The 21,428-nt window shown below is 69.9% G+C and carries 15 protein-coding genes; 7 read left to right on the top strand and 8 right to left on the bottom strand.

Annotation, left to right across the window (positions count from 1 at the left end; all coding sequences use genetic code 11):
* Nucleotides 1–130: 130 nt before the first annotated feature.
* The 3 genes from mltG to BM085_RS37820 all read right to left on the bottom strand — a co-directional run bounded on the left by mltG (nt 131) and on the right by BM085_RS37820 (nt 2,511).
* Nucleotides 131–1,093 carry an endolytic transglycosylase MltG gene (gene mltG, locus BM085_RS37835; protein ID WP_093891590.1) on the bottom strand — a complete coding sequence of 321 codons (963 nt, stop codon included), beginning with the start codon at nt 1,091–1,093 and terminating at the stop codon, nt 131–133.
* On the bottom strand, nt 1,090–1,602 hold the full coding sequence (locus tag BM085_RS37830) for a SigE family RNA polymerase sigma factor (protein ID WP_093891589.1): 513 nt from the start codon (nt 1,600–1,602) through the stop codon (nt 1,090–1,092). Before BM085_RS37830 ends, mltG begins: the two co-directional genes overlap by 4 nt.
* A 339-nt stretch (nt 1,603–1,941) precedes the next feature.
* Nucleotides 1,942–2,511, bottom strand: coding sequence for a dihydrofolate reductase family protein (locus BM085_RS37820; protein ID WP_093891587.1), 570 nt, complete (start codon nt 2,509–2,511; stop codon nt 1,942–1,944).
* A 754-nt stretch (nt 2,512–3,265) separates the two neighbouring features.
* Between BM085_RS37820 and BM085_RS37815 the strand changes: the two genes are divergently transcribed.
* Nucleotides 3,266–3,544 (top strand): hypothetical protein, encoded by a 279-nt coding sequence (locus tag BM085_RS37815; RefSeq protein ID WP_093891586.1) that lies wholly within the window; start codon nt 3,266–3,268, stop codon nt 3,542–3,544.
* A 191-nt stretch (nt 3,545–3,735) separates the two neighbouring features.
* On the top strand, nt 3,736–6,789 hold the full coding sequence (locus tag BM085_RS37810; protein ID WP_093891585.1) for an AfsR/SARP family transcriptional regulator: 3,054 nt from the start codon (nt 3,736–3,738) through the stop codon (nt 6,787–6,789).
* Here BM085_RS37810 and BM085_RS44965 read toward each other — a convergent pair.
* Nucleotides 6,747–6,920 (bottom strand): SRPBCC family protein, encoded by a 174-nt coding sequence (locus tag BM085_RS44965; RefSeq protein ID WP_177245474.1) that lies wholly within the window; start codon nt 6,918–6,920, stop codon nt 6,747–6,749. The genes BM085_RS37810 and BM085_RS44965 overlap by 43 nt on opposite strands.
* An 84-nt stretch (nt 6,921–7,004) precedes the next feature.
* On the opposite strand from BM085_RS44965, the gene BM085_RS37800 reads away from it, so the two are divergent.
* Together BM085_RS37800 and BM085_RS37795 are read left to right on the top strand one after the other, a co-directional pair.
* Nucleotides 7,005–8,996, top strand: a complete 1,992-nt coding sequence (locus BM085_RS37800) for a PQQ-binding-like beta-propeller repeat protein (RefSeq protein WP_093891583.1) — start codon at nt 7,005–7,007, stop codon at nt 8,994–8,996.
* A 220-nt stretch (nt 8,997–9,216) separates the two neighbouring features.
* Nucleotides 9,217–10,446 (top strand): lipase family protein, encoded by a 1,230-nt coding sequence (locus BM085_RS37795; protein ID WP_093891582.1) that lies wholly within the window; start codon nt 9,217–9,219, stop codon nt 10,444–10,446.
* A 78-nt stretch (nt 10,447–10,524) separates the two neighbouring features.
* Here BM085_RS37795 and BM085_RS37790 read toward each other — a convergent pair whose 3' ends face one another.
* Nucleotides 10,525–11,025: a DinB family protein gene (locus BM085_RS37790; protein WP_093891581.1), complete on the bottom strand. Its 501-nt coding sequence runs from the start codon at nt 11,023–11,025 to the stop codon at nt 10,525–10,527.
* A 98-nt stretch (nt 11,026–11,123) separates the two neighbouring features.
* Nucleotides 11,124–11,423, bottom strand: a complete 300-nt coding sequence (locus BM085_RS45545; RefSeq protein ID WP_218158938.1) for a thioredoxin domain-containing protein — start codon at nt 11,421–11,423, stop codon at nt 11,124–11,126.
* 122 nt (nt 11,424–11,545) lie between these two features.
* Here BM085_RS45545 and BM085_RS37780 point away from each other — a divergent pair, with 122 nt between their 5' ends.
* A complete protein-coding gene (locus BM085_RS37780; RefSeq protein ID WP_093891580.1) occupies nt 11,546–13,009 on the top strand; it encodes a multicopper oxidase family protein in 1,464 nt (487 codons plus the stop codon).
* A 311-nt stretch (nt 13,010–13,320) separates the two neighbouring features.
* Here the strand turns inward: BM085_RS37780 and BM085_RS37775 are convergent, their stop codons facing one another.
* Nucleotides 13,321–15,519 carry a molybdopterin-dependent oxidoreductase gene (locus BM085_RS37775; RefSeq protein ID WP_093891579.1) on the bottom strand — a complete coding sequence of 733 codons (2,199 nt, stop codon included), beginning with the start codon at nt 15,517–15,519 and terminating at the stop codon, nt 13,321–13,323.
* Between the two features lie 184 nt (nt 15,520–15,703).
* Here BM085_RS37775 and BM085_RS37770 point away from each other — a divergent pair, with 184 nt between their 5' ends.
* Nucleotides 15,704–16,087, top strand: a complete 384-nt coding sequence (locus tag BM085_RS37770; RefSeq protein WP_093891614.1) for a VOC family protein — start codon at nt 15,704–15,706, stop codon at nt 16,085–16,087.
* Nucleotides 16,088–16,306: 219 nt separating this feature from the next.
* Here BM085_RS37770 and BM085_RS43825 read toward each other — a convergent pair whose 3' ends face one another.
* The gene (locus BM085_RS43825) at nt 16,307–16,867 is read right to left on the bottom strand and encodes a hypothetical protein (RefSeq protein WP_143121255.1); all 561 of its coding nucleotides are present in this window, start codon (nt 16,865–16,867) and stop codon (nt 16,307–16,309) included.
* A gap of 786 nt (nt 16,868–17,653) precedes the next feature.
* Between BM085_RS43825 and BM085_RS37760 the strand changes: the two genes are divergently transcribed.
* Nucleotides 17,654–21,259, top strand: a complete 3,606-nt coding sequence (locus BM085_RS37760; protein ID WP_093891577.1) for a galactose-binding domain-containing protein — start codon at nt 17,654–17,656, stop codon at nt 21,257–21,259.
* Nucleotides 21,260–21,428 lie beyond the last annotated feature (169 nt).

Raw genomic sequence — 21,428 nt, 5'->3', positions numbered from 1 at the left:
CCGCGACGCCGCCCGCATCGTGACCGGTTGCCACCTACGGATCACCAAGGACGGATCACCGGCGCCCGTACCGTTCCCGTAGCAGGAGTGGTCCCCGGGAACGCCCAGGAGATCGGCCGGTGGTCCTCGCCTATCCCCCGGTCCCGCGGTTCCTGCGGCTCTCCTTGATCAGCTTGAGGAACCCGGATTCGGAGTCGGTGAATTTCATGACGCCCTTCTCCGGGTCGGTGATCACGTAGAACAGCCAGGGGCCGGTGGCGGGCTTCAGCGCGGCCTCGATGGCGTCGGCGCCCGGGTTGCCGATGGGACCGGGCGGCAGGCCGAGGCGCACGTAGGTGTTGTACCGCGACCGGCTCTTGAGATCCTCGCTCGAGGCGCTGATGCTGAACTTGTTCAGGCCGTACAGGACCGTGCTGTCCATCTGCAGCTTCATCTCGGGCGTGTGGTTCAGCCGGTTGTAGATAACCCGCGCGATCTTGGGCATGTCGCGTTTGTCGTACGACTCGGTCTGGACGATGCTGGCGACGGTCAGGATCTCCAGTGGCGTACGGCCGGCACGCCTGGCGCCGTCCACCAGGCCGCTGTCCTCGGCGGCGCGGTTGAATCGTGTCACCATCGCGGCGAGGATCTCGCCGGGGCTCGCCCCGGACGAGACCTCGTAGGTCCCGGGGAAGGCGAACCCTTCCAGCGCGCCCTTGGCGTAGGCCGGAAGCCCGAGCGCCCTGCCGTCCTTGGCGGCCCGCTCGAACTCCGCCACCGGCCTGCCGGTGGAGGCCGACAACTTCTGCATGACCTGTGCGAGCCGCAGCCCTTCTTTCACGGTCAGGGTGGTCTGGTCCCGACCGGTCTCCACAAGCGCCTCATCGGAGCCCTGCTCCGTGACGGCCCTGGGGACCGCCACCGGAGAGGACAGCCCTTCGACCGCGAACGTGGATCCGACCGCCATCACGGCGACGGCCACCGCCGCCGCCAGGGCGAGGCCACGGCGGCGGGATCGGCCCCCGTGGACCTGGAGGAACCGGCCCGGTGGGGGTGGCTGCTCCTCGTGGGCCATGTCGGAAAGGGTCTCGCGCAGCAGATCCTCGATGCTCATCGGAACTCCCTCACAGTGCTCAGCTCGGGCGCGGCCTTCTTCAGGCGCTCCAGGGACCGGTAGATCTGGCTGCGGACCGACCCCACCCTGACACCGAGCAGCCGCGCGATCTCGGTCTCGGACAGATCCTCGAAGTAACGCAGCACGAGCACGGTCCGCTGCCGGGGCGTCAGCCGGGCAAGAGCCCCGCGCATCACCAGGCGAAGGTCCGCGACCTCCGCGTGTCCGTCGTCGACCCGGTCGGGCAGCCACCCGGTGGACACTTCCGCGATGCGGGAACGGCGCCGCCACCAGCTCACCTGTTCGTGGTACATGGCGCGGCGGACGTACCCCTCGATGGCCGCGGGGTCGCGGAGGCCGCGCCACTTGGCGGCCGTCTTCGTCAGCGCCGACTGCACCAGGTCCTCAGCGGCGTGCCGGTCACCGGTCAGCAGGTACGCGGTGCGGAACAGCGCCCCTGACCGATCGACGACGAACTCCCGGAAGTCCGCCTCAAATCCTGGATCCACCCGTCCTCCTCGCGATGTCACCCAGCAAGGACGCGGGCAGGACGCCGATCTATGCCGACACGGCCGAACCGATCCGCATCAGGACCCGTATGCCCCGCACCACCGGACAGGTCACGTGGCTGAGAACAGTCGTTGCGGAAGGCCACCACGGAGCGGCCGCCCTCACGACCGAGCTGACCAGGCACACCGCGGCACACCGCTGAACGACCGCATGACACTCACCACCCGAGACGAGCGTGCGACACGAGACGAGTCCGCGACGGGAGACAGTCGTAGGCGAGGGACAGGCCCGTGCACCGGTCGAGGATCGCCCCCGTACGGCGGCGCGCCGGTTGAGGATCATCCCTGCGCGGCGGCGCGCCGGTGCCGGAGCAGCACGACCTGGGAGTCGAACGTCCGCGACTCGACGAGTTCGAGGCCGGCCCGGTGGCTCTGCTCCTGGAAGACCGGCTTGCCGCCGCCCAGGATCACCGGGTGGACGAAGATCTGGTACTCGTCGATCACACCGTGCTCGGTGAGGTGGGCGGCCAGCGCGGACCCGCCGAACAGCAGCAGCGTGGCGCCGGACTCCTTGAGCGCGGTCAGCTCCTCGACGACGTTCTCGCCGATCACCCGGGTGTTCCACTCGGCCTTCTCCAGCGTGCGGGAGACCACGATCTTGGACGCCTCGCGCCAGATCGGGGCGAACGCCAGGTCGTGCTCGTGCGTCGAGTGCTGCTCGGCCCGCGGCCAGTAGCCCGACATCATGTCCCACACCACGCGCCCGTAGAGGAACACCTTGTCGCCGCCGCTCAGCTCCTGCGAGTAGGCGGAGAGTTCCGGCCCCATCCGCGGCCAGTCGAACTCGCCGGCTGGGCCCTCGATGAAACCGTCGAGGGACTGGTGCACGAAGTGGATGAGCCTGCCCATGATGGCGTCCCGTCTCTGTGGATCTCCCGCGCCCTCGGGGCGCGCCTTCACCCGGTAGTCGGAGCCGTCACCGGGTCCTCGACATCCGGCGACGGCTTTCCTCGAATTATTTTGAATCCCTCCGAAGCCGAAGCCGAAGCCGAAGCCGAAGCCGAAGCCGAAGCCGGAACCGGAACCGGAACCGGCGCCGCCGTACGGCCGGGTGCCCGGCTGCCGGCACGGTGAAACCCCGCGACGACGGGTGGGACCTATCCGACCCGCCGGCGTTCATCGGGGACACCGTGAACCAGGGCCTCCTCGACGTCTTCGCCTCCGACAATCTACGGCTCACGCTCAAGCGCCCCACCACGGGACGGACCCGCACCGTCGAGCTCGGGGAGGGGCCCATCACGCGGCAGCCTCCGGCGGTGACGTCGAAGACGCTCCCCGGCGGCGTCACGTACGTCCAATCGACACGATCGGCGTGCCGGTCGACCACTACGCCCCCATGACCGCCCTCGACCTGGCCACCGGACGCGACCCGGGCGTGGCCAAAGCGCTCGCGGTTCTCTGACCTGGGGGCGGACGGCCGCGGACCTGAGGGACGGACGGCCGCGGACCTCGCGGGCGGTCGCGCCGACCGGCCAGGCCCGGCGGAACAATCGTGATCAATCCCTCCTCCTCAGCCGCCGGCGTGATTATGATCATGCTGCCGGCGAGGGCGGTCCGCCGCCCCGCCGGAAGGGCCCATTTCCCACCCCGAAGGGATACTCATATGTCCACCAAGCTCGCCAGACTGGCCGCGACGTCGTTCGCGACGGTCGTCCTGGCAACGGCGGGAGCCGCACTGGCGACGCCCGCCGGAGCCGCGACCACCGGCGCCGGCGCGTCGAGCGCCCCGGTCACCGTCGCGTCCTCATGGATCAAGTACGGCGACTACTCAACGCTGAAGAAGTGCAAGGCGAAGGGCGCGGAACTGCGCAATAAGGGGACATACCTGTCCTACTACTGCGAGTACACCGGCTTTTTCACGCTGATGGTCCTGACCAGGTAATCGGCTGAACGCGCGCGGCCCGGAGGGGTTGCCTCCGGGCCGCGCCGGCGTCCGCGAGCCGGAAGGGCCTCCGCGTCCACGGCGAGAGGTCTTGCCGTGACGGAGGTGACCGGGGCGGCGACGCCGGGGGCGCCGGAGGGGCGCCGCGGCGAGCACGGCGAGGGCGAGCCCATGCCCTTAAAGTCGGTCGTATGCGTTTTGGAGTGCTGGGACCGGTGACGGCCTGGACCGACACGGGACAGGTCGTGACGATCCCCGGCCTGAAGGTGCGCGCGCTGCTCGCCGCCCTGCTCGCCCATGAGGGACAGGTGGTGTCCGCCGACCGGCTGATCGACGACCTGTGGGGTGACGAACCGCCCGCCAACCCGGCGGCGGCCCTGCAGGTGCGGGTCTCCCAGCTACGCCGCGCACTGGAGGAGGCCGAGCCGGGCGGGAAGAACCTGGTGGTCTCGCGCGCCCCCGGATACGCGCTGCGGGCCGCCCCGGACGCGGTGGACGCCGCCCGCTTCGCGCGGCTGGTGCGCGAGACGGAACCGGCCGAGGCGCTGGCGTTGTGGCGGGGGACCCCGTACGCGGATTTCGCCGACTTCGCGTTCCTGCGGCCGGTGATCGCGCGCCTGGAAGAGGCACGGCTGGCCGCCGTAGAGGAGCACGCGGAGGTACGGCTGGCGGCCGGGGAGCCGGTCGAGGTGGCCGCACTCGTGGCCGCGCACCCGCTGAGGGAACGGTTGCGGGCCGTACACATGCGGGCGCTGTACCGGGTCGGGCGGCAGAGTGAGGCCCTGGCCTGTTACGGCGAGCTGCGGGAGCGGCTCGCCGACGAGCTGGGGGTCGATCCGTCGCCGGAACTGGCCGAGCTGCACACGCGGATCCTGCGGCAGGATCCCGCGCTGAGCGGCAGGGCCGAGCGGCCGGCGACGAACGTGCCCGCCGCGGTCGGCGAGCTGATCGGGCGCGGTGAGGCGGTGGCCGAGGTGCGCGCCCTGCTGGAGACGGGCCGACTGGTCACCCTCACCGGTTCGGGAGGCGTCGGTAAGACGAGCCTGGCGCTGGAGGTGGCGCGGCAGGTGGCGGGCGCGCATCCCGACGGCGCGTGGCTGGTCGAGCTCGCCCCCTACGACCGGCACACGCCGTCGCTGGCCGAGGCCGTGCTCGTCGCGCTCGACATACGCGAGGACTCCGCGGGCGTCCTGCCGCGGCTGGTCGGCGCGCTGCGCGACCGGCGGATGCTGCTGGTGCTCGACAACTGCGAGCACGTGGTGGACCAGGCCGCCGAGCTGACCGAGGCGCTGCTGCGTTCGGCGCCGGGGCTGCGGATCCTGGCGACCAGCCGCGAGCCGCTGAACGTGGCCGGTGAGTCACTGTGGAGCGTGCCCGCGCTGGAGCTGCCCGAGGGGTCCGAGCTGATCACTGTGGCGAAGGCCGACGCCGTACGGCTGTTCATGGCGCGGGCGACCGCCTCGGCCCGCGGGTTCACGCTCGACGCCCGGAACGCCGAGGCGGTCGCACAGCTCTGCCGCAGGCTGGACGGCATCCCGCTGGCGCTGGAACTGGCCGCGACCAAGGTCAGGGCACTCGGTGTCCAGGAGCTCGTGACCAGGCTGGACGACAGGTTCCAGCTGCTGGCGGGCTTCCAGCGCGGGGCTCCGGCGCGCCAGCAGACGCTGATGGCGATGATCGACTGGAGCTGGACGCTGCTCACCGACTCCGAGCGGGTCGTGCTGCGCCGCCTGGCCGTGCACGCCGACGGCTGCACGCTGGAGGCGGCCGAGACGGTGTGCGCCGAGGCCGGCGTCGACGTGCTCGACGTGCTGGCGCGGCTGGTCGACCGGTCGCTGGTGGCGGTCGTGGACGGGCCGTCGGGGGTGCGGTACCGGCTCCTGGAGTCGGTGGCGGCCTACTGCCTGAACCGGCTGGACGACGCGGGAGAGAACGCGCGGGTACGGCAGGCGCACGTCGACTACTACACGGCGCTGGCCGTACGGGCGGAGTCGTTCCTCCGGGGGCCCGAGCAGGTGCGCTGGATGCGGCGGCTGGACGCCGAGGCCGCGAACCTGCGGGCCGCTCTCGACGCCGCCCCGGCGGCCGACGCCCTGCGGCTGGTGAACGCGCTGGCGTGGTACTGGTTCCTCCGCGGACGGCTCGGCGAGGGGCTGCGCTCGCTGGAGTCCGCGCTGGCCGTCGAGCCCGGCGCGTTCACCGCCGACCGGGCGCGGGCGCGGGCCTGGCACGCGGGGTTCGCCCTGCTGCTCGGACAGGACGTCGACTGGAAGCCGGTCCTGGACCTCGCCGGGCCGGGCGACCGGGCCAGGGCGGAGCTGTTCGTCGGGCTGTGCACGAACGACCTGGCGTCCTCACAGGCGCTGGTCGACAGCGCGCTCGCGGCCTTCTCCGAGACCGGCGACCGCTGGGGCGTGGCGGTGGCCCTGAGCAGGCGCGCCCGCGACGCCTTCACCCGGCGCGACCTGGAGGCTCTGGAACGTGACGGCGGCGAGAGCGCCAAGGTGTTCCGGGAGCTGGGGGACCAGTGGGGCCGGTTACAGGCCACCGAGTGGCTCGCCGGGCTGGCCGAGATCCGCGGCGACTACGGGCGGGCCACCGCGTTGTTCGCCGAAGGCCTGCGGATGGCCGAGGAGCTCGGACTGTGGCCGGAGGCCATGCGGCGGCTGTCGTGGCTGGGCTGGATCGCCATGAACACCGGCGACTACGAGCGGGCCATGGAACAGTGCGGGCAGGCGCTGCGCCTGGCCACCGGGCAGGGCTACCGGGAGGGGCAGATCTTCGCCGAGATGGGGTACTGCTACGCCGCCCGCCGGGCCGGCCTGCTGGAGCTGGCCGAGACGCACCTCGGCCACCTGCTCGACGGCGTCCCACGCGACGGCGAGCCCCCGCTGTTCCTGCCCAGCGCCCTGGCCGAGCTGGGCTTCGTCCACAGCTCGCGTGGCGACGCCGAGGGGGCGCGCGAGCTGTTCCTGGAGGCGTTCGCCGCCGCGCGGAAGGTCGGCGACCCCCGCACGACGGCGTTCACCGTCGAGGGCCTGGCCGCTGTCTCGCCGCCCGGGGAGTCCGCCCGGCTGCTCGGTCTGGCCGCCGAGGCCAGGCGGGCACACCACACCCCGGCCTCCCGTTGGGAGGAGGACGAGGTGCGGCGGATCACCACCGGGGCCGTGGACGCGCTCGGCGAGGAGGCGTTCGCCGTCGCCTACGCCCACGGCCGCGCGCTGACCTTCGACGACGTGGCCTGAACCGCCAGGTGCTCGGCCAGGCGGGCGAAGCGCTCCGGCCGGGTCCAGGCGGCGTACACCTGCTCGCGCCGCGCGGCGAAGTCACGGACTATCTCGTACTCGGCGGTCTTCAAAGGCCGCCTGTGGCGCATCCCCATGAGTATTGACGTGCCGCGCTCAAATGATTACGGTCTGGACCAATATTAAGCAGTATTGAACATCCTGGAGGTGCGGCCGTGCCGCGTACCTGTCTGGCGCTGCTCATGGTCCTGTCCGCCTTATCGATACCGGCCCTGTCGACACCGGCCGCCGCGCAGGCGACGTCCGCGCCGAACTGCGCCACCCCGGCCGTCACCACGTACGGCCCGGCCTCCGTCACCGGCGCGATCGTCGGCGCCACCGTCCACGAGGGCCACGCCTACGTGGTCTCCCGCGGGCCGAAGCCACCGGTCGTGGCCGAGATCGACCTGGCCACCCGCAAGGTGACACGCACCGCGACCCTGCCGGACGGCCCCGCGGCCGGCGAGCCGGAAGGCGGCTGGGCCACCGCGGTCGCCGGCGGCAAGCTGTACATCGGCACCTATCCCGTACCCGACCTCTACAGCTACGACCTGGCCACGGGCCAGGTAGCGCACCTGCACTCCTTCGGCGCGAACGGCGGCTTCGTCTGGAGCATGGCCGCCGCACCGGACGGCACCCTCTACCTCGGCACCTCCTCCGACGGCAGGCTCTGGGAGTACGTCCCCTCGACCGGCGCGATCCGCAAGTACGGCGTGCTGGTCCAGGGCGAGCACTACGTCAGAGCGGTCGCCGCCGACGAGACCACGGCCTACGTCGGCCTGCTGGAGAAGGCCAAGCTGCTGGCCGTCGACCGGGTCAGCGGCGCGGTCAGGGAACTGGCCCAGGGGCCCGCGGCCGTGGGCACGGTCTCGCTCTACGGCGATCGGGTGCTGGCGGCGAGCGGGAGCACGCTGATCGACGTGCGCAAGGACGGCACGGACCGGCGGCAGTTCGATGCCGGAGTGGGCATCATCGACGCGTTCGAGGTGGCCCCCGACGGAACGGTCTACCTCACCTCGCGCCCCGACGGCGCCGTCTACAGCTACCGCACCGGGCAGGACGCGGTGACCAAGGTCGCCGACCCGCCCTCGCCGGGCGAGGAGACCCGGGCGCTGAAGCTGGCCGGGCAGCAGCTCATCGGCTTCGCCGGCAGCGGCGGCATGTGGTGGCTGGACCTGCCGAGCCGGACCTCCGAGTTCGTCGACCTCATCGAAGCCGGCTTCCCGGCCGGCGCCGAGCGCACCCAGAGCATGCTGCTGGTGCCGAACCGGGCCCTCTACATCGGCGGCCACTTCGCCGTGGAAGTGCGCGACCTGCGGACCGGAAAGCAGCGCAGGATCCGCGTGGTGGGCGAGCCGAAGACCATGGTGCGGCGGGGCGACAAGATCTACGCCGCGCTGTATCCGAGCGGTCAGATCATCTCCATCGACGTGCACACCGACGAAGTGCGCAGCTTCGGCTACATCGGGCACGACCAGTCGCGGCCGTGGGACATCGAGCACGACCCCGTCACCGACACCATCCTGGTGGCCTCCGCACCGACCGGCGCGAAGCTGAAGGGCGCCCTGACGGTGCTCGACCCCGACACGGGGAAGATGGACGTCTACCCGGACGTCATCCCCGACCAGAGCCTGATGAGCCTGAGCGTCGACTCCGAGCGCGGCGTCGTCTACCTCGGTGGCGACGTGCTCGGCGGAGGCGGCACGCCGCCGACCAAGACGACGGCCTCGATCGCCGCGTTCGACCTCAAGCAGCGCAAGGTGGTGTGGCAGATCGACCCGCTGCCGAACCACCGCACCTTCCAGGACCTCAAGGTGCACAACGGGCTGCTGTACGCGGTCTACAAGCGCGTGCTGGGCGCCTGGATCGCCCTGGACCCCGCCACCGGCACCATCAAGCACCAGGGCCTGCTGTCGGGACACGGTGAGCTGCAGGTCCACAAGGGCCGGGTGTTCACCTCCACCTACTTCGGCGGCGGCAACGCCTACGAGCTCGGATCGCAGACCAAGCTGCTGGCGACCGGGCTGGGCGACGAGTGGCACACCAATCCGCAGTTGCAGTTCGAACCCGGCTCGTTCGACGCGTGGACGATCGTCGGCCGGGATCTGGCGAAGGTACGGCTCGACCCGCGCTGCCCGCCGGTGCAGATCCCGGCGCCGCAGAGCTAGTTCGGGGCGCGGACCACGCACGACAGGAAGGGGCGGTGACGACTCAGGTCGTCACCGCCCCTTCCCGATTCCCGGTCCGGACGGCCTGAGTGGTTCGTCTGGTCGCGGGCGTCCGTCCTCGACGCGCCCCTGAACGCGCCTGCGCCGTCACGGCCAGGTCGTTGATTACTGTATGTAATCAAACTGATGCATTCAGTTGTCATCGCCAAAGAGGACGAACATGAGCGAACAGAACGAACAGCAGATCGCGGCTGCCTTCCGGACCGCGCCGCCCATCATTCTGGCTCCCGGCCCCCAGGAGCCCCCCACCCAGCTCCCACCGCCGCCCAACGACGTGTGGGACCTGCCCGGCGGCACCGCCTGGGTCTACCACGGGGAGGGCAACAGCGGCCTGACCCGGCCCGTCATCATGGCGGACGGCTTCAACACGGGGCCCAGCACCCCCGACTTCTCCTGGAACGCCCTGGAGTTCGGCACGTACCCGCTCCTCAGCGAGCTGCGCCGGCGCGGCAGGGACGTCGTCCTCCTCGGTTTCACCGAACGCAGCGCGTCGATCATGGACAACTCGGAGACCGCCGCCGCGGCGATCCATGAGGCGATCGCGCGGCGGCAGGGCGACCATCCGCTCGCGGTCGGCGGCTTCAGCATGGGCGGCCTGGTCACCCGGCACGCCCTCGCCAAGCTGGAGACCATGAGGATGGACCACCAGACGGCGCTGTACTGGTCCTACGACAGCCCGCACCGCGGGGCCTGGATCCCCATCGCCCTCCAGGCGTTCGCGCACTACATCCGCGTGCTCGACAGCCGGTTCTCGGACCAGATGAACAGCCCGGCCTCCCGCCAGCTGCTGTCGCAGCACATCGCGGAGTGGCGGGACTCGCCCTCCGTCGACAAGGAGCGGACCGAGTTCCTCACCGAGTTGGACCGCGTCGGCGGCTGGCCGCGCGTACCCCGGCTGATCGGCGTCGCCAACGGCGTCGGTTCGGGCACCGGCAACGGCGTGCGGCCCGGGCGGTCCGCCCTGCGGGGCAAGGGACTGGCCGTCACCGGCACCGACCTGCGCACCCAGCCGACGGGCAGCGACTCGCTGGTCGCCAAGCTGCGGGTCGTGACCCTGCAGCGGCCGGAGATCCACGCTCCCGGCCTCCCCGACATCGACGGCGCCCCCGGCGGCACGCTGGAGGGCTTCGGAATCCTCGCCGACGCGCTCAACAAGCTCGCCCACCTCGGCTTCGGCGTCGAGGTCCCGATCCGCTCGCACTGCTTCGTCCCGGCGGTCAGCGCCGTCGCCATCAGGGACATCGACTCCCGCGACGATCTGTACGTCGACATCGACAGCCTCTCGCCCGACGACAGCGAGCTGGACGAGTTCAAGCTCGCGTCCGAGAACGAGGGACACACCAAGATCACCGAAGAACTCTGTTCCTGGATTCTCGACCGGCTCCCATAGCCCGGCGGCTCGCAGGGCGGCTCCCCGGAAGCGGGGGACCGCCCTGCCGACCTCGTCCGGCGCCCCGAGCCTCCCGTTTCACTCCCGGAGATAGTCGCCGGTCGCCCCGTCGAGGAGCTCTCGCACGATGTCCATGTGGCCGGCGTGCCGGGCGGTCTCCTCGATCATGTGAATGAGCACCCAGCGCATCGTCACCGTGTCGCCGAACCAGGCCGTGCCTGTGTCCTCGACATCGAGCTCGTTGATCACCCGGTCGGCCGCGGCCCGGGCACGGCCGTAGAACTCCACGATGTCGGCGGTGGTCTCGTGCGGCTCCACGCGCAGATCGGCGTTCTCGTCCTCGTCGTCGAACGGGAGCGGCTCGATCTCGCGTCCGAAAGTTTCGCAGAACCAGCCGTATTCGACGCTCGCCAGGTGTTTCACCAGGCCCAGCAGGCTCGTCCCCGACGGGGTCATCGGCCGCCGCAGCTGCTCGTCGTCGAGGCCGTGGAGCTTCCACAGCACCACGTCGCGGTGCCGGTCAAGGCTGACGTGCAGACTCTGCTTCTCTTCACCGGTGAAGGGCACGCGTCGATTCATGCGCGGACTGTAGCAGCCGGATCCGACACCCGGACTCCGCGGAATCCCCGGCGGACACCACCTGATCACCGGCGCCGCGGGACGTCGCACCGGCTCTGTCAGTCACGCTCTCCGGTCACTCGTCCGGCGCCGGGCGCCAGGTGGGGGGCGTGCGTCCTGACCGCTTCGAGCAGCCGGCCCTTCGAGGGGTTCACCATCGCCTTTCCGGCCACGGTCACGGTCGGCACGGTCTCGTTCCCGTCCGCGACCGAGCGGACGAACGCCGCCGCCTCGGGATCTCCCCCCGGCTTCCAGCCCCGAAATGGCCCGCAAACCAGTGGCGCACGATGGGAAACGTAAACAGCAATACAGAAGAAGACGCCAGAAAACGCCAATGCGAAGATCGGCTTGGCGGTCAACCAGTTAACGGGGTAAATCGGGTCAGATCGCGACGAAAGGCCATATGGCCTTAAAACGGATACGGATTACCGGTCCGGACGTCACAGGGTTCAGTCGATGCGACGCAGCGATAGGGGAACTGATGCTGACCAGACGGAACATGCTGGCCGTGGGCGCTCTGACGCTCGGCGGTGCGGTGGGCGTTAAAGGACTGCTCCTCGACGACCGCAGCGCTTTCTCGGCCGTGCCCGGCCTCCGCCCGCACGAGCACGGCGTCCAGCCGGCACGGGTCGGAGCGGCGCTGACCGCCACGCCGTTCGCCGTGCGGATGCCCATACCCCCGGTGCTGAGGCCGACGCTGTCGACCAACGACGTCGACATCTACCGGATCGACATCCGGCACACGAACCTCGAGATCCTCCCCGGCGTCAGCACCCCGACCTTCACCTACGGCAACCAGCTGGTGGGCCCCACCATCCGGGCCAAGACCGGGCGCCGAGTGATGATCAGGTACAACAACCTTCTCAACCGGCCGACGAACGTGCACCTGCACGGCGGCCACGTCGAGGCGGACAACGACGGCCATCCGATGGAGCTCATCCAGCCCGGGCAGGCGCGGTGGTACAACTACCCGAACCGGCAGCAGGGCGCGACGCTCTGGTACCACGACCACAGCCATCACACCGAGGCGGAGAACGTCTACCGCGGCCTGCACGGCTTCTATCTGATCGACGACGACAGCGAAAGGGACCTCCGGCTGCCGCGGGGGGACTACGACGTACCGATCATGATCCGTGACGCCCTTTTCGACGCGGACGGCGCCATGCTTTTCGGCGGAAATCCGGCCGAGCGCAACGTCATCCTCGCCAACGGCAAACCCCAGCCGTATTTCCCGGTCGCCGCGCGCAAATACCGTTTCCGGCTGCTCAACGGCGCCACCGAGCGGACCTTCAACCTGAGCCTCGGCGGTGAGGAGATGACGCAGATCGCCTCCGACGGCGGCCTGCTGCCCGCGCCGGTCTCCCGGACCGCGATCCGGCTCAGCTCGGCCGAGCGGGTGGAGATCGTGGTGGACTTCTCGCGCTACCCGGTCGGCACGCAGCTGGTCCTTTCCGACGGGGCCACACCGGTGCTCCGGTTCGACGTCGTCCGGCAGGCGGCGGACTCCAGCCACGTGCCCGACCTGCTCCGCGCGCTCCCCGTTCTCCCGGCCGCGACGGTCAACCGCAACGTGACGCTGAGCTTCGACATCGCGGCCTTCCCCCCCGTGGGCCTGGTCGACGGCAAGACGTACGACCCGAACCGGGCCGACTTCCAGGTCAAACGGGGCAGCACGGAGATCTGGACGATCACCAACGGCGACGGCCAGTTCGGGTTCCCCCACAACTTCCACATGCACCTCGTGCAGTTCCAGGTGCTGGACCGCGACGGCCAGACGCCCTCGCTGGACGACGCGGGGCGCAAGGACACCGTGCTCATCCCGGCGGGCACCTCCGTACGGGTGAAGGCGACCTTCACCGACTACGTCGGACGGTACGTCTACCACTGCCACTTCCTGGAGCACTCCTCCCTCGGGATGATGGCGCAGATGGAGATCGTCCCCTGACGTTCGACGACGCGTTCCCCCGCCGTCTCTCCGGTGAGCACCGCTTTCCGGAGAGCGCCGCCGGTCTCCGCGGTGGCAGGGGCTGTTGAGGTGGGCGGCGGAAACCCCTGCGGGCAGCGATCCCGCAGGGGCTAAGGTCCAGGTCAACCGGTAGGACCGGGACCTGGACCTCGGTCTTGCCCTGGATCGCCGGCCGCGTCACACGACCGGCGACACGGCCGGGCCGGGAGATCGTCACGGCCCACCAGGCGCCATCGTGGCCGTCCCGGTGGATCATCACGGCCCAGGCGCCGGCGTGGCCCTCCGGGCGGTCAGGCGGACGCCGGGGACAGCTCTCCCGCCTCACAAGGGCTGAGCGTGACCGGGACCCCGTTGAACACGGCGTTTCCGGAGAGGGCGTCGACCACCGACTCGTCGGTCAGCGTGTTGGCGTTGACCCCGGCGTGCTCCGCCGCGACCCGCTGCGCGCTCCCGGAGTGGCCCCAGCCGTGGGGCAGGCTCACCACCCCCGGCATGATCGTGTCGGTCGGCTCCAGCGGGACGGTCAGCTCGCCCGCGGCCGAGCGGATCACGGCCTGCCCGCCGAGCCCGAGCCTGGTCACGTCGTCGGGGTGGATCTGCAGCGTGCACCGGTTGCTCCCGCCGACCAGCGTCCCCACGTTGTGCAGCCAGCTGTTGTTGGAGCGCAGCTGGCGCCGCCCGATCAGCACCATCTCCGCCGGCCGTACGGCCAGCCGCCCGCGCAGCCGTCCGACGTCCTCGGCCAGCGGCCGCGGGGCCAGCTCCACCCGGCCCGAAGGCGTGCACAGCAACTCCTCAAGCCGCGGCTCCAGCGCGCCCAGGTCGACGCCGTGCGGGTTGGCCCGCAGGTCTGCCAGCGACAGGCCGTAGGGGCCGAGCCGCAGCATGGCGTCCAGCATCAGCTCGGGCCCGCTGTCACCGTCCAGCCCGGCGCGCAGTTCCGCCACTTCCTTGCCCTCGAACGGTGAGCCCGGAATCTCGGTGGCCCCGCGGAGCACCTGGTCGAGGATCATCTCGTCGAGCATGGCCGGGTCGGCGTCCGCCCCCTGACCGGAGACGATCATCGTCAGCCGTGCCAGGATCTCGGCCTCCGACTGCTGCCCCGGCTCCAGCGGCAGGATCGGCGGGGAGAACCGGGCGTAGTTGCGCACCGTGACGGTCAGCAGCAGGAAATCGTAGTGCGGCATCTGCAGCATGCGCGGCGGCGGCAGGATGACGTCGGCGTGGCTGGTCGTCTCGTTCAGGTAGGGGTCCACGCAGACCATGAAGTCCAGGTCGCGGAAGGCCCGGTCCAGCCGGGGCCCGTTCGGCGCCGACAGCACCGGGTTGCCCGCCACCGTGATCAACGCCCTGACCTGCCCCTCACCGGGGGTCTCGATCTCGTCGGCGAGGGTGGCCACCGGCAGCTCGCCGAGCGCCTCCGGCAGCGCGCGGACGCGGCTGTGCCAGTTTCCCGCCGTATACGGCTGCCCCGTGCGGAAAAGCTCGACGGCGGCGGTCCTGGTGAACATGACCCCGCCGGGGCGGTCGAAGTTGCCGGTCAGGATGTTGAGCACGTCGACCAGCCACTGCGCGACGGTGCCGAACTCGGCGGTGCAGGTGCCGATGCGGGAGTAGACGGCGGCCGTGGGGGCGGCGGCCAGCTCGCGGGCCAGCCGTACGATCTCCCCGGCCGGCACCCCGCACACCCGCGCCGCGGCCTGCGGGGTGAACTCCTCCGCCAGCCGCCGGAGCTCCGCCAGGCCGTTCACCTCGACATCTATCTTCGTGAGATCCTCGGCGAGGAGGGTGTGCACGATGCCGAGCAGCAGGTAGGCGTCGGTGCCGGGCCGTACGAACAGGTGCTCGTCGGCGGCGGCCGCGGTCCTGGTGCGGCGCGGGTCGACGACCACCAGCTTGCCGCCCCGCGCGCGCAGCGCCTTCAGTCGCCCGGGGAAGTCCGGGGCGGCGCAGAGCGAGCCGTTGGACTCCACCGGGTTGGCCCCGAGGATCAGCAGGTAATCGGTGCGGTCCAGGTCGGGCACCGCGATGGCCATCGGGTCGCCGAGCATGAGGCCGCCGGCCACCTGCTTCGGTATCTGGTCGATGGTGCTGGCGGAGAAGACGTTGCGGGTGCCGAGTGACTGGGTGAGCGGTACCCGGTACATGAAGCCGGCCATGGTGTGAAAGGTCGGATTGCCGAAGTAGACGGCCAGGGCCTGGCGGCCATGGGTGTCGATGACGTTCTTGAGGCCCTGGTCGACGGCCTGGAACGCCTCCTCCCAGGTGGCCTCGCGCCACTCGCCGCCCTTGCGGATCATCGGGACGCGCAGCCGGTCGGGGTCCTCGTCGATACGGCCCAGGCTCGCGCCCTTGGGGCAGACGAACCCCTTGGAGAACGGGTCGTCCGGGTCGCCCTTGACCGACGTGACACGTCCGGCACCGTCGAGCGTGAGCCGCAGGCCGCAGACGGCATCGCAGATAGGACAGGTCCGGTGTGCGGTTCGCATCGGCACTCCTGAGTTCGTCGAGAACTCATCATGGCCCGCACCGGGGACGGTGGGATCTTCCAGATTGCTGTTTCGCGTACCGGGGTCCCGGCCGGACCGTCGAACCGGGCCGTTACAGTGACGTAGCCGGTTCTGTGACGCATGATCCGGCCTGCGCAGACCCGCCAGCCGGAAGGTGACGTACGTGCCGCACCACAGCAGGATCGACAAGATCGTGATCGATGTGCCGGAGGCGGAGCATGACGAGGAGGTGGGGTTCTGGCAGGCCGCGACCGGCCAGACGATGACCTCGTCCGCCCACTACCCGGACTATCACGGCGCCCTGCTCCCCGGTCAGGAGATCGGGCTGCTCACCCAGCGTATCGGTGAGGGGGAGAGCCGGGTGCACCTGGACATCCATACCGACGACCTGGAGGCGGAGGTCGCGCGACTGGAAGGGCTGGGAGCCAGGCGCGTACGGCAGACGAACGGCTGGTGGGTCATGCGGGACCCGGCGGGCCTGCTGTTCTGCGTCATACCGGATACCAGTGGCGCACTGAACGCGGACAACGCGCGGCGCTGGGACTGACTCCGCTCCACCAGGCGGCTCCGAGGGTGCCCGCGGACGCGCGGGAGCACCGGCGGCGTCTCCAGGACGCGGCCCCGGGAGCACCGGTGGCGTCTGCAGGACGTGGCCCCCGGACGGGAGAGATCCTCCTCCCCGACCCGGGGGCCGGCTGTTCTCCGGCCGTCCGTCATCGGCGCGGCGGGAGAACAGCGCTCTCGTCTCTCGCGTTCCGCTCCCGCGCTAGCACACCTGATTGGCCAGCGCGGTCTGCCAGGGCAGGTCGACCGGCCCTCTCGTGCCCACGTTGAAGAGTCGCAGGGGAGAGTAGACGATCGTGTCTCCATCATCCGATCGCACATGGATCGGCACCGACCATTCTCCTTCCTGAACATCGCTGCATTTGGTGATCTCGTAACCGAGTTTGAAAGTCACAATCTTTCCGGGCTGGAGCACATAGGGGCCGCGAGCCACGGGCGTGAGCAGCTTCAGTCCCGCTCCGCTCCGGCCGATCCCGATAATGGTCGTCGCTTCGGTGCCCTCGCCCCGCACCTGCACCTTGAGATCGAAGGTCCGCCTGATCCAGTTCCCGCGCAAATTGGAGTGACTCGCACTGCTCCTCGCCTCCAGCGTGAAAAGGACGGGCGCGGCCGGGTTGGGCGGCGAGCCCGGCGTCGAGGTTCCGGCTGAGACCGGGGCAGTCGAGCACATTCCGCATATCAGCGTGAATGCCAGGCCATAGGCAGTCCTGCGCACTCCGGGGCGCCGGCCACCGTTCATTTCACAAGTCATGTCACGGATCATTCGCACCCCGAGCCAAAAACAAACTCATGCCGCGGTCACGCTACCCCTAGACCTCCAGTCGGAATCCGCGGACCGGGTCGCGCCAGCGCCATGGTGAATGGTTATTGCCAACAGTTTTGAAATGAATTCGGCGTGTCGGCTCGTCACGCCCCTTCCAGTCGGAGCGCCTTCCCTCCTCCGGCCGCACCGCTTCCCCTCTCCGGCCGGAGCGCATCGGCTCCACGATCCTCCGAGACCCCGTACGGCACGGCATCCGCCGGCACTTCCCCTCCGGCTCCGGCCGGCACGGAACGATCCACCCGGCCCGCCACCGGCCGGGATTGGCCACAGGGCGATATGTCGCAACAGACCGTTTTTTTCGAACCGTTGACGCGGCTGTAGCACGTAGTTAACATTTGGCCAACGCAATGCAAGATTCTTGCAAAGCATCGTTACTTTCTAGCTGTTCTTCGCAACTTCTCGCAGGGATACGCAGTGTCCGTGCACCCGCTCCGCACCCCCCACGGAGAGGCCCCAGGTGATGTCGGCTTCGGCATTGCGTGTCCGGTCGCCGCCCGGCGACCGCGGTCGGCCGCGACACCTGGATCCGCCACCGGAGGCGGACCGGAGAGCACGGCCGTGTACAACGACCGGTCACCCCGGCCCGCCCGCCCGCCGGCCCCAGGGACCCGGCATCCATCCCTCGCCGGCGAGGCCCGTACCCGCCCGTGGTCGAGTGCGTCGCGCGGCGGACGCCACGGTCTCCTCTCCGCACCTGCCGTTCCAGACGAGAGACAGAGGAACGCCATGAGAAACAAGCACGTCCCGTTGTTACGGTTGACCGCGGCGGCGCTCGCGACCAGCCTGCTCGCCCTGTTCGGACCGATCTCCCCCGCCTCGGCGGCGGCCGACCCCAACCTGGCCGCGGGGAAGCCGGCCTCGGCCGGCAGTGCCAACAACCCCTACACAGCCGGCAACGTCAACGACGGCAACGCGGCCACCTACTGGGAGAGCGTCAACAACACCTTCCCGCAGTGGGTCCAGGTCGACCTCGGAGCCTCCACCAGCGTGAACAAGGTCGTCCTGAAACTGCCGCCGGCGACGGACTGGGCCACCAGGACCCAGACCCTGACCGTTCAGGGCGGCACGAGCGGCCCGCCCTCCGCCACCATCGTCCCGTCGGCGGGCTACACCTTCAACCCGGCGACCGGCAACACGGTGACGATCAACTTCACCGCGACCAGCACCCGGTACGTGCGGTTGACCATCACGGGCAACACGGGCTGGCCGGCCGGCCAGCTGTCCGAGTTGGAGGTGTACGGCCCCGCCGGCCCCGGTGACGACACGCAGGCGCCGACCGCGCCGGCGAACCTGGCCTACACCGAACCCGCCTCGGGCCAGATCAGGCTGACCTGGAACGCCTCCACCGACAACGTGGGCGTAACCGGCTACGACGTCTACGCCAACAACGCCCTGCGCGGCAGCGTCGCGGGCGATGTCCTGACCTACACCGACGGTCAGCCCGCCGGCGCGACGGTGTCGTACCAGGTCAAGGCCAAGGACGCGGCGGGCAATCAGTCCGCCGCCAGCAACACCGTCACGCGCAACGGCAGCGGCGGCGGCGGTTCCAACCTGGCCGTCGGCAAGCCGATCACCGCGTCGTCCTCGGTCTTCACCTTCGTGGCCACGAACGCCAACGACAACAACGTGGCGACCTACTGGGAAGGCAACGGAGGCAGCTATCCCAGCACGCTCACCGTGCAGCTGGGCTCGAACGCGGCCGTCAACTCGGTCGTGCTGAAGCTGAACCCCGACAGCGCGTGGGGGACGCGCACGCAGACCATCCAGGTCCTCGGACGCGAGCAGAGCTCCTCCTCCTTCACCAACCTGTCCTCGGCGGCGGTCTACACCTTCAACCCCGCCTCCGGCAACACCGTGACGATCCCGGTCACCGCCACGGCCGCCGACGTCCAGCTCAAGATCACCACGAACTCCGGCGCGCCCGCCGGGCAGGTCGCCGAGTTCCAGGTCATCGGCACGCCGGCCGCCAACCCGGACCTGACGATCACGGGCATGTCGTCGGCTCCCTCGGCCCCGGTCGAGACCGACTCCGTCACGCTGACCGCCACGGTCAAGAACATCGGGACGGCGGCCTCCGGCGCGACGAACGTCAACTTCTACCTGGGCACCGCCAAGGTCGGCACCGCCGCCGTCGGCGCGCTGGCGGCCGGAGCGTCCACCAGCGTGTCCGCCGGCGTCGGTCCCCGTGACGCGGGCACCTACCCGCTGAGCTCCAAGGTCGACGAGGCCAACAGCGTCATCGAGCAGAACGAGACCAACAACGGCCACACGGCCCCGTCCCCGCTCGTCGTCAGGCCCGTCGACAGCTCGGACCTCGTCGCGACGACCAGCTGGACGCCGAGCAACCCGGCGAACGGCGACGTCGTCACCTTCTCCGTGGCGATCAGGAACCAGGGCACCGTGGCCTCCGCGGGCGGCGCCCACGCCATCACGCTGACGGTCTCCAACGAGGCGGGCACCGTCGTCCGCACGCTGACCGGCTCCCACAGCGGCGTGATCGCCGCCGGCGCCACGACCAGCCCGGTCAACCTGGGCACATGGACGGCGGCCAACGGCAAGTACAGCGTCAAGACGGTACTGGCCGACGACGCCAACGAGCTGCCGGTGAAGCGGCAGAACAACACCGGCACGCAGCCGTTCTTCGTCGGGCGCGGCGCCAACATGCCCTACGACATGTACGAGGCCGAGGACGCCGTCGTCGGCGGCGGGGCGGCCGTCCTCAGCCCGAACAGGGACATCGGCAACCTGGCGGGCGAGGCCTCCGGCCGCAGGGCGGTGACACTGAACTCCAACGGCAGCTACGTCGAGTTCACGACCAAGGCCAGCACGAACACCCTCGTCACCCGCTTCTCCATCCCCGACGCGGCGGGCGGCGGCGGGATCGACTCGACGCTCAACGTCTACGTCAACGGCACCTTCCTCAAGCCCATCAACCTGACCTCCAAGTACGCGTGGCTGTACGGGAACGAGGCGAGCCCGGGCAACTCGCCGGGAGCGGGCGGACCGCGCCACATCTACGACGAGGCCAACGTCATGCTCGGGACGACCGTCCCGGCCGGCAGCAAGATCAGGCTGCAGAAGGACCCGGCCAACACCACGACGTACGCGATCGACTTCATCAACCTTGAGCAGGTGTCGCCCATCGCGAACCCCGACCCCGCCAAGTACACGGTGCCCGCGGGCTTCACGCACCAGGACGTGCAGAACGCGCTCGACAAGGTCCGGATGGACAACACCGGCGCCCTCGTCGGCGTCTACCTGCCGCCGGGCACCTACCAGACGGCGAGCAAGTTCCAGGTGTACGGCAAGGCGGTCAAGGTGGTCGGCGCCGGCCCCTGGTACACCCAGTTCCGCGCCCCGTCGACCCAGGACAACACCGACGTCGGATTCCGCGCGGAGGGAACGGCCAACGGCTCCTCGTTCGCGAACTTCGCCTACTTCGGGAACTACACCTCACGCATCGACGGCCCGGGCAAGGTGTTCGACTTCTCCAACGTCGCCGACGTGGTGATCGACAACATCTGGAACGAGCACATGGTCTGCCTGTACTGGGGCGCGAACACCGACCGTGTGACGATCAAGAACTCCCGGATCCGCAACATGTTCGCCGACGGCATCAACATGACCAACGGCAGCACGGACAACCACGTCGTCAACAACGAGGCCCGCGCGACGGGTGACGACAGCTTCGCGCTGTTCTCGGCCATCGACGCCGGCGGGGCCGACATGAAGGGCAACGTCTACGAGAACCTGACCTCCATCCTGACCTGGCGCGCCGCCGGCGTCGCGGTCTACGGCGGCTACGACAACGTCTTCAGGAACATCTACATCGCGGACACGCTGGTCTACTCCGGTATCACGATCAGCTCGCTCGACTTCGGCTACCCGATGAACGGCTTCGGCGCCGACCCGCCGACGAAGTTCGAGAACATCTCCATCGTCCGTGCCGGCGGCCACTTCTGGGGCGCGCAGACCTTCCCGGCGATCTGGGTCTTCTCCGCCTCGAAGGTCTTCCAGGGCATCCGCGTCAGCGACGTGGACATCGTGGACCCGACCTACAGCGGCATCATGTTCCAGACGAACTACGTGGGCGGCCAGCCGCAGTTCCCGGTCAAGGACACGGTCTTCACGAACATCTCGATCTCGGGCGCCCAGAAGAGCGGGGACGCCTTCGACGCCAAGTCCGGGTTCGGAATCTGGGCCAACGAGATGCCCGAGCCCGGCCAGGGCCCGGCGGTCGGTTCGGTGACCTTCAACAACCTGAGGCTGAGCAACAACGCGACGAACGTGAGGAACACGACGTCGACCTTCACCATCACCACCAACCCGTAGGGAGAGCGGAGCCGGTGGAGGCGCCGCGGGGAGGTCCGATCTCCCGGCGGCGCCTCCGTCCGCGCAGCGGGCGCCGCACCGAAGACGTCCATCGGGCGGGCAGACCTCCGCGCCGCCGTACCCTGGACACGTTCAGGGCATTTCGTCCCCTCCGATTCTTGGCCATCAT

This window comes from Streptosporangium canum, from assembly GCF_900113865.1.
GTDB lineage: Bacteria > Actinomycetota > Actinomycetes > Streptosporangiales > Streptosporangiaceae > Streptosporangium > Streptosporangium canum.
Note: the sequence above shows the minus strand (reverse complement) of the source record. Positions and strands in the feature narration are given on the sequence as shown.

Bases quoted from the DNA above. Each gene is read 5' to 3' on its own strand.
- BM085_RS44965 (WP_177245474.1), bottom strand. From the start codon at position 6,920: ATGCGCCACAGGCGGCCTTTGAAGACCGCCGAGTACGAGATAGTCCGT.
- BM085_RS37820 (WP_093891587.1), bottom strand. From the start codon at position 2,511: ATGGGCAGGCTCATCCACTTCGTGCACCAGTCCCTCGACGGTTTCATC.
- BM085_RS37780 (WP_093891580.1), top strand. From the start codon at position 11,546: ATGCTGACCAGACGGAACATGCTGGCCGTGGGCGCTCTGACGCTCGGC.
- mltG (WP_093891590.1), bottom strand. From the start codon at position 1,093: ATGAGCATCGAGGATCTGCTGCGCGAGACCCTTTCCGACATGGCCCAC.
- BM085_RS37795 (WP_093891582.1), top strand. From the start codon at position 9,217: ATGAGCGAACAGAACGAACAGCAGATCGCGGCTGCCTTCCGGACCGCG.
- BM085_RS37775 (WP_093891579.1), bottom strand. From the start codon at position 15,519: ATGCGAACCGCACACCGGACCTGTCCTATCTGCGATGCCGTCTGCGGC.
- BM085_RS37815 (WP_093891586.1), top strand. From the start codon at position 3,266: ATGTCCACCAAGCTCGCCAGACTGGCCGCGACGTCGTTCGCGACGGTC.
- BM085_RS43825 (WP_143121255.1), bottom strand. From the start codon at position 16,867: ATGATCCGTGACATGACTTGTGAAATGAACGGTGGCCGGCGCCCCGGA.
- BM085_RS37810 (WP_093891585.1), top strand. From the start codon at position 3,736: ATGCGTTTTGGAGTGCTGGGACCGGTGACGGCCTGGACCGACACGGGA.
- BM085_RS37760 (WP_093891577.1), top strand. From the start codon at position 17,654: ATGAGAAACAAGCACGTCCCGTTGTTACGGTTGACCGCGGCGGCGCTC.
- BM085_RS37790 (WP_093891581.1), bottom strand. From the start codon at position 11,025: ATGAATCGACGCGTGCCCTTCACCGGTGAAGAGAAGCAGAGTCTGCAC.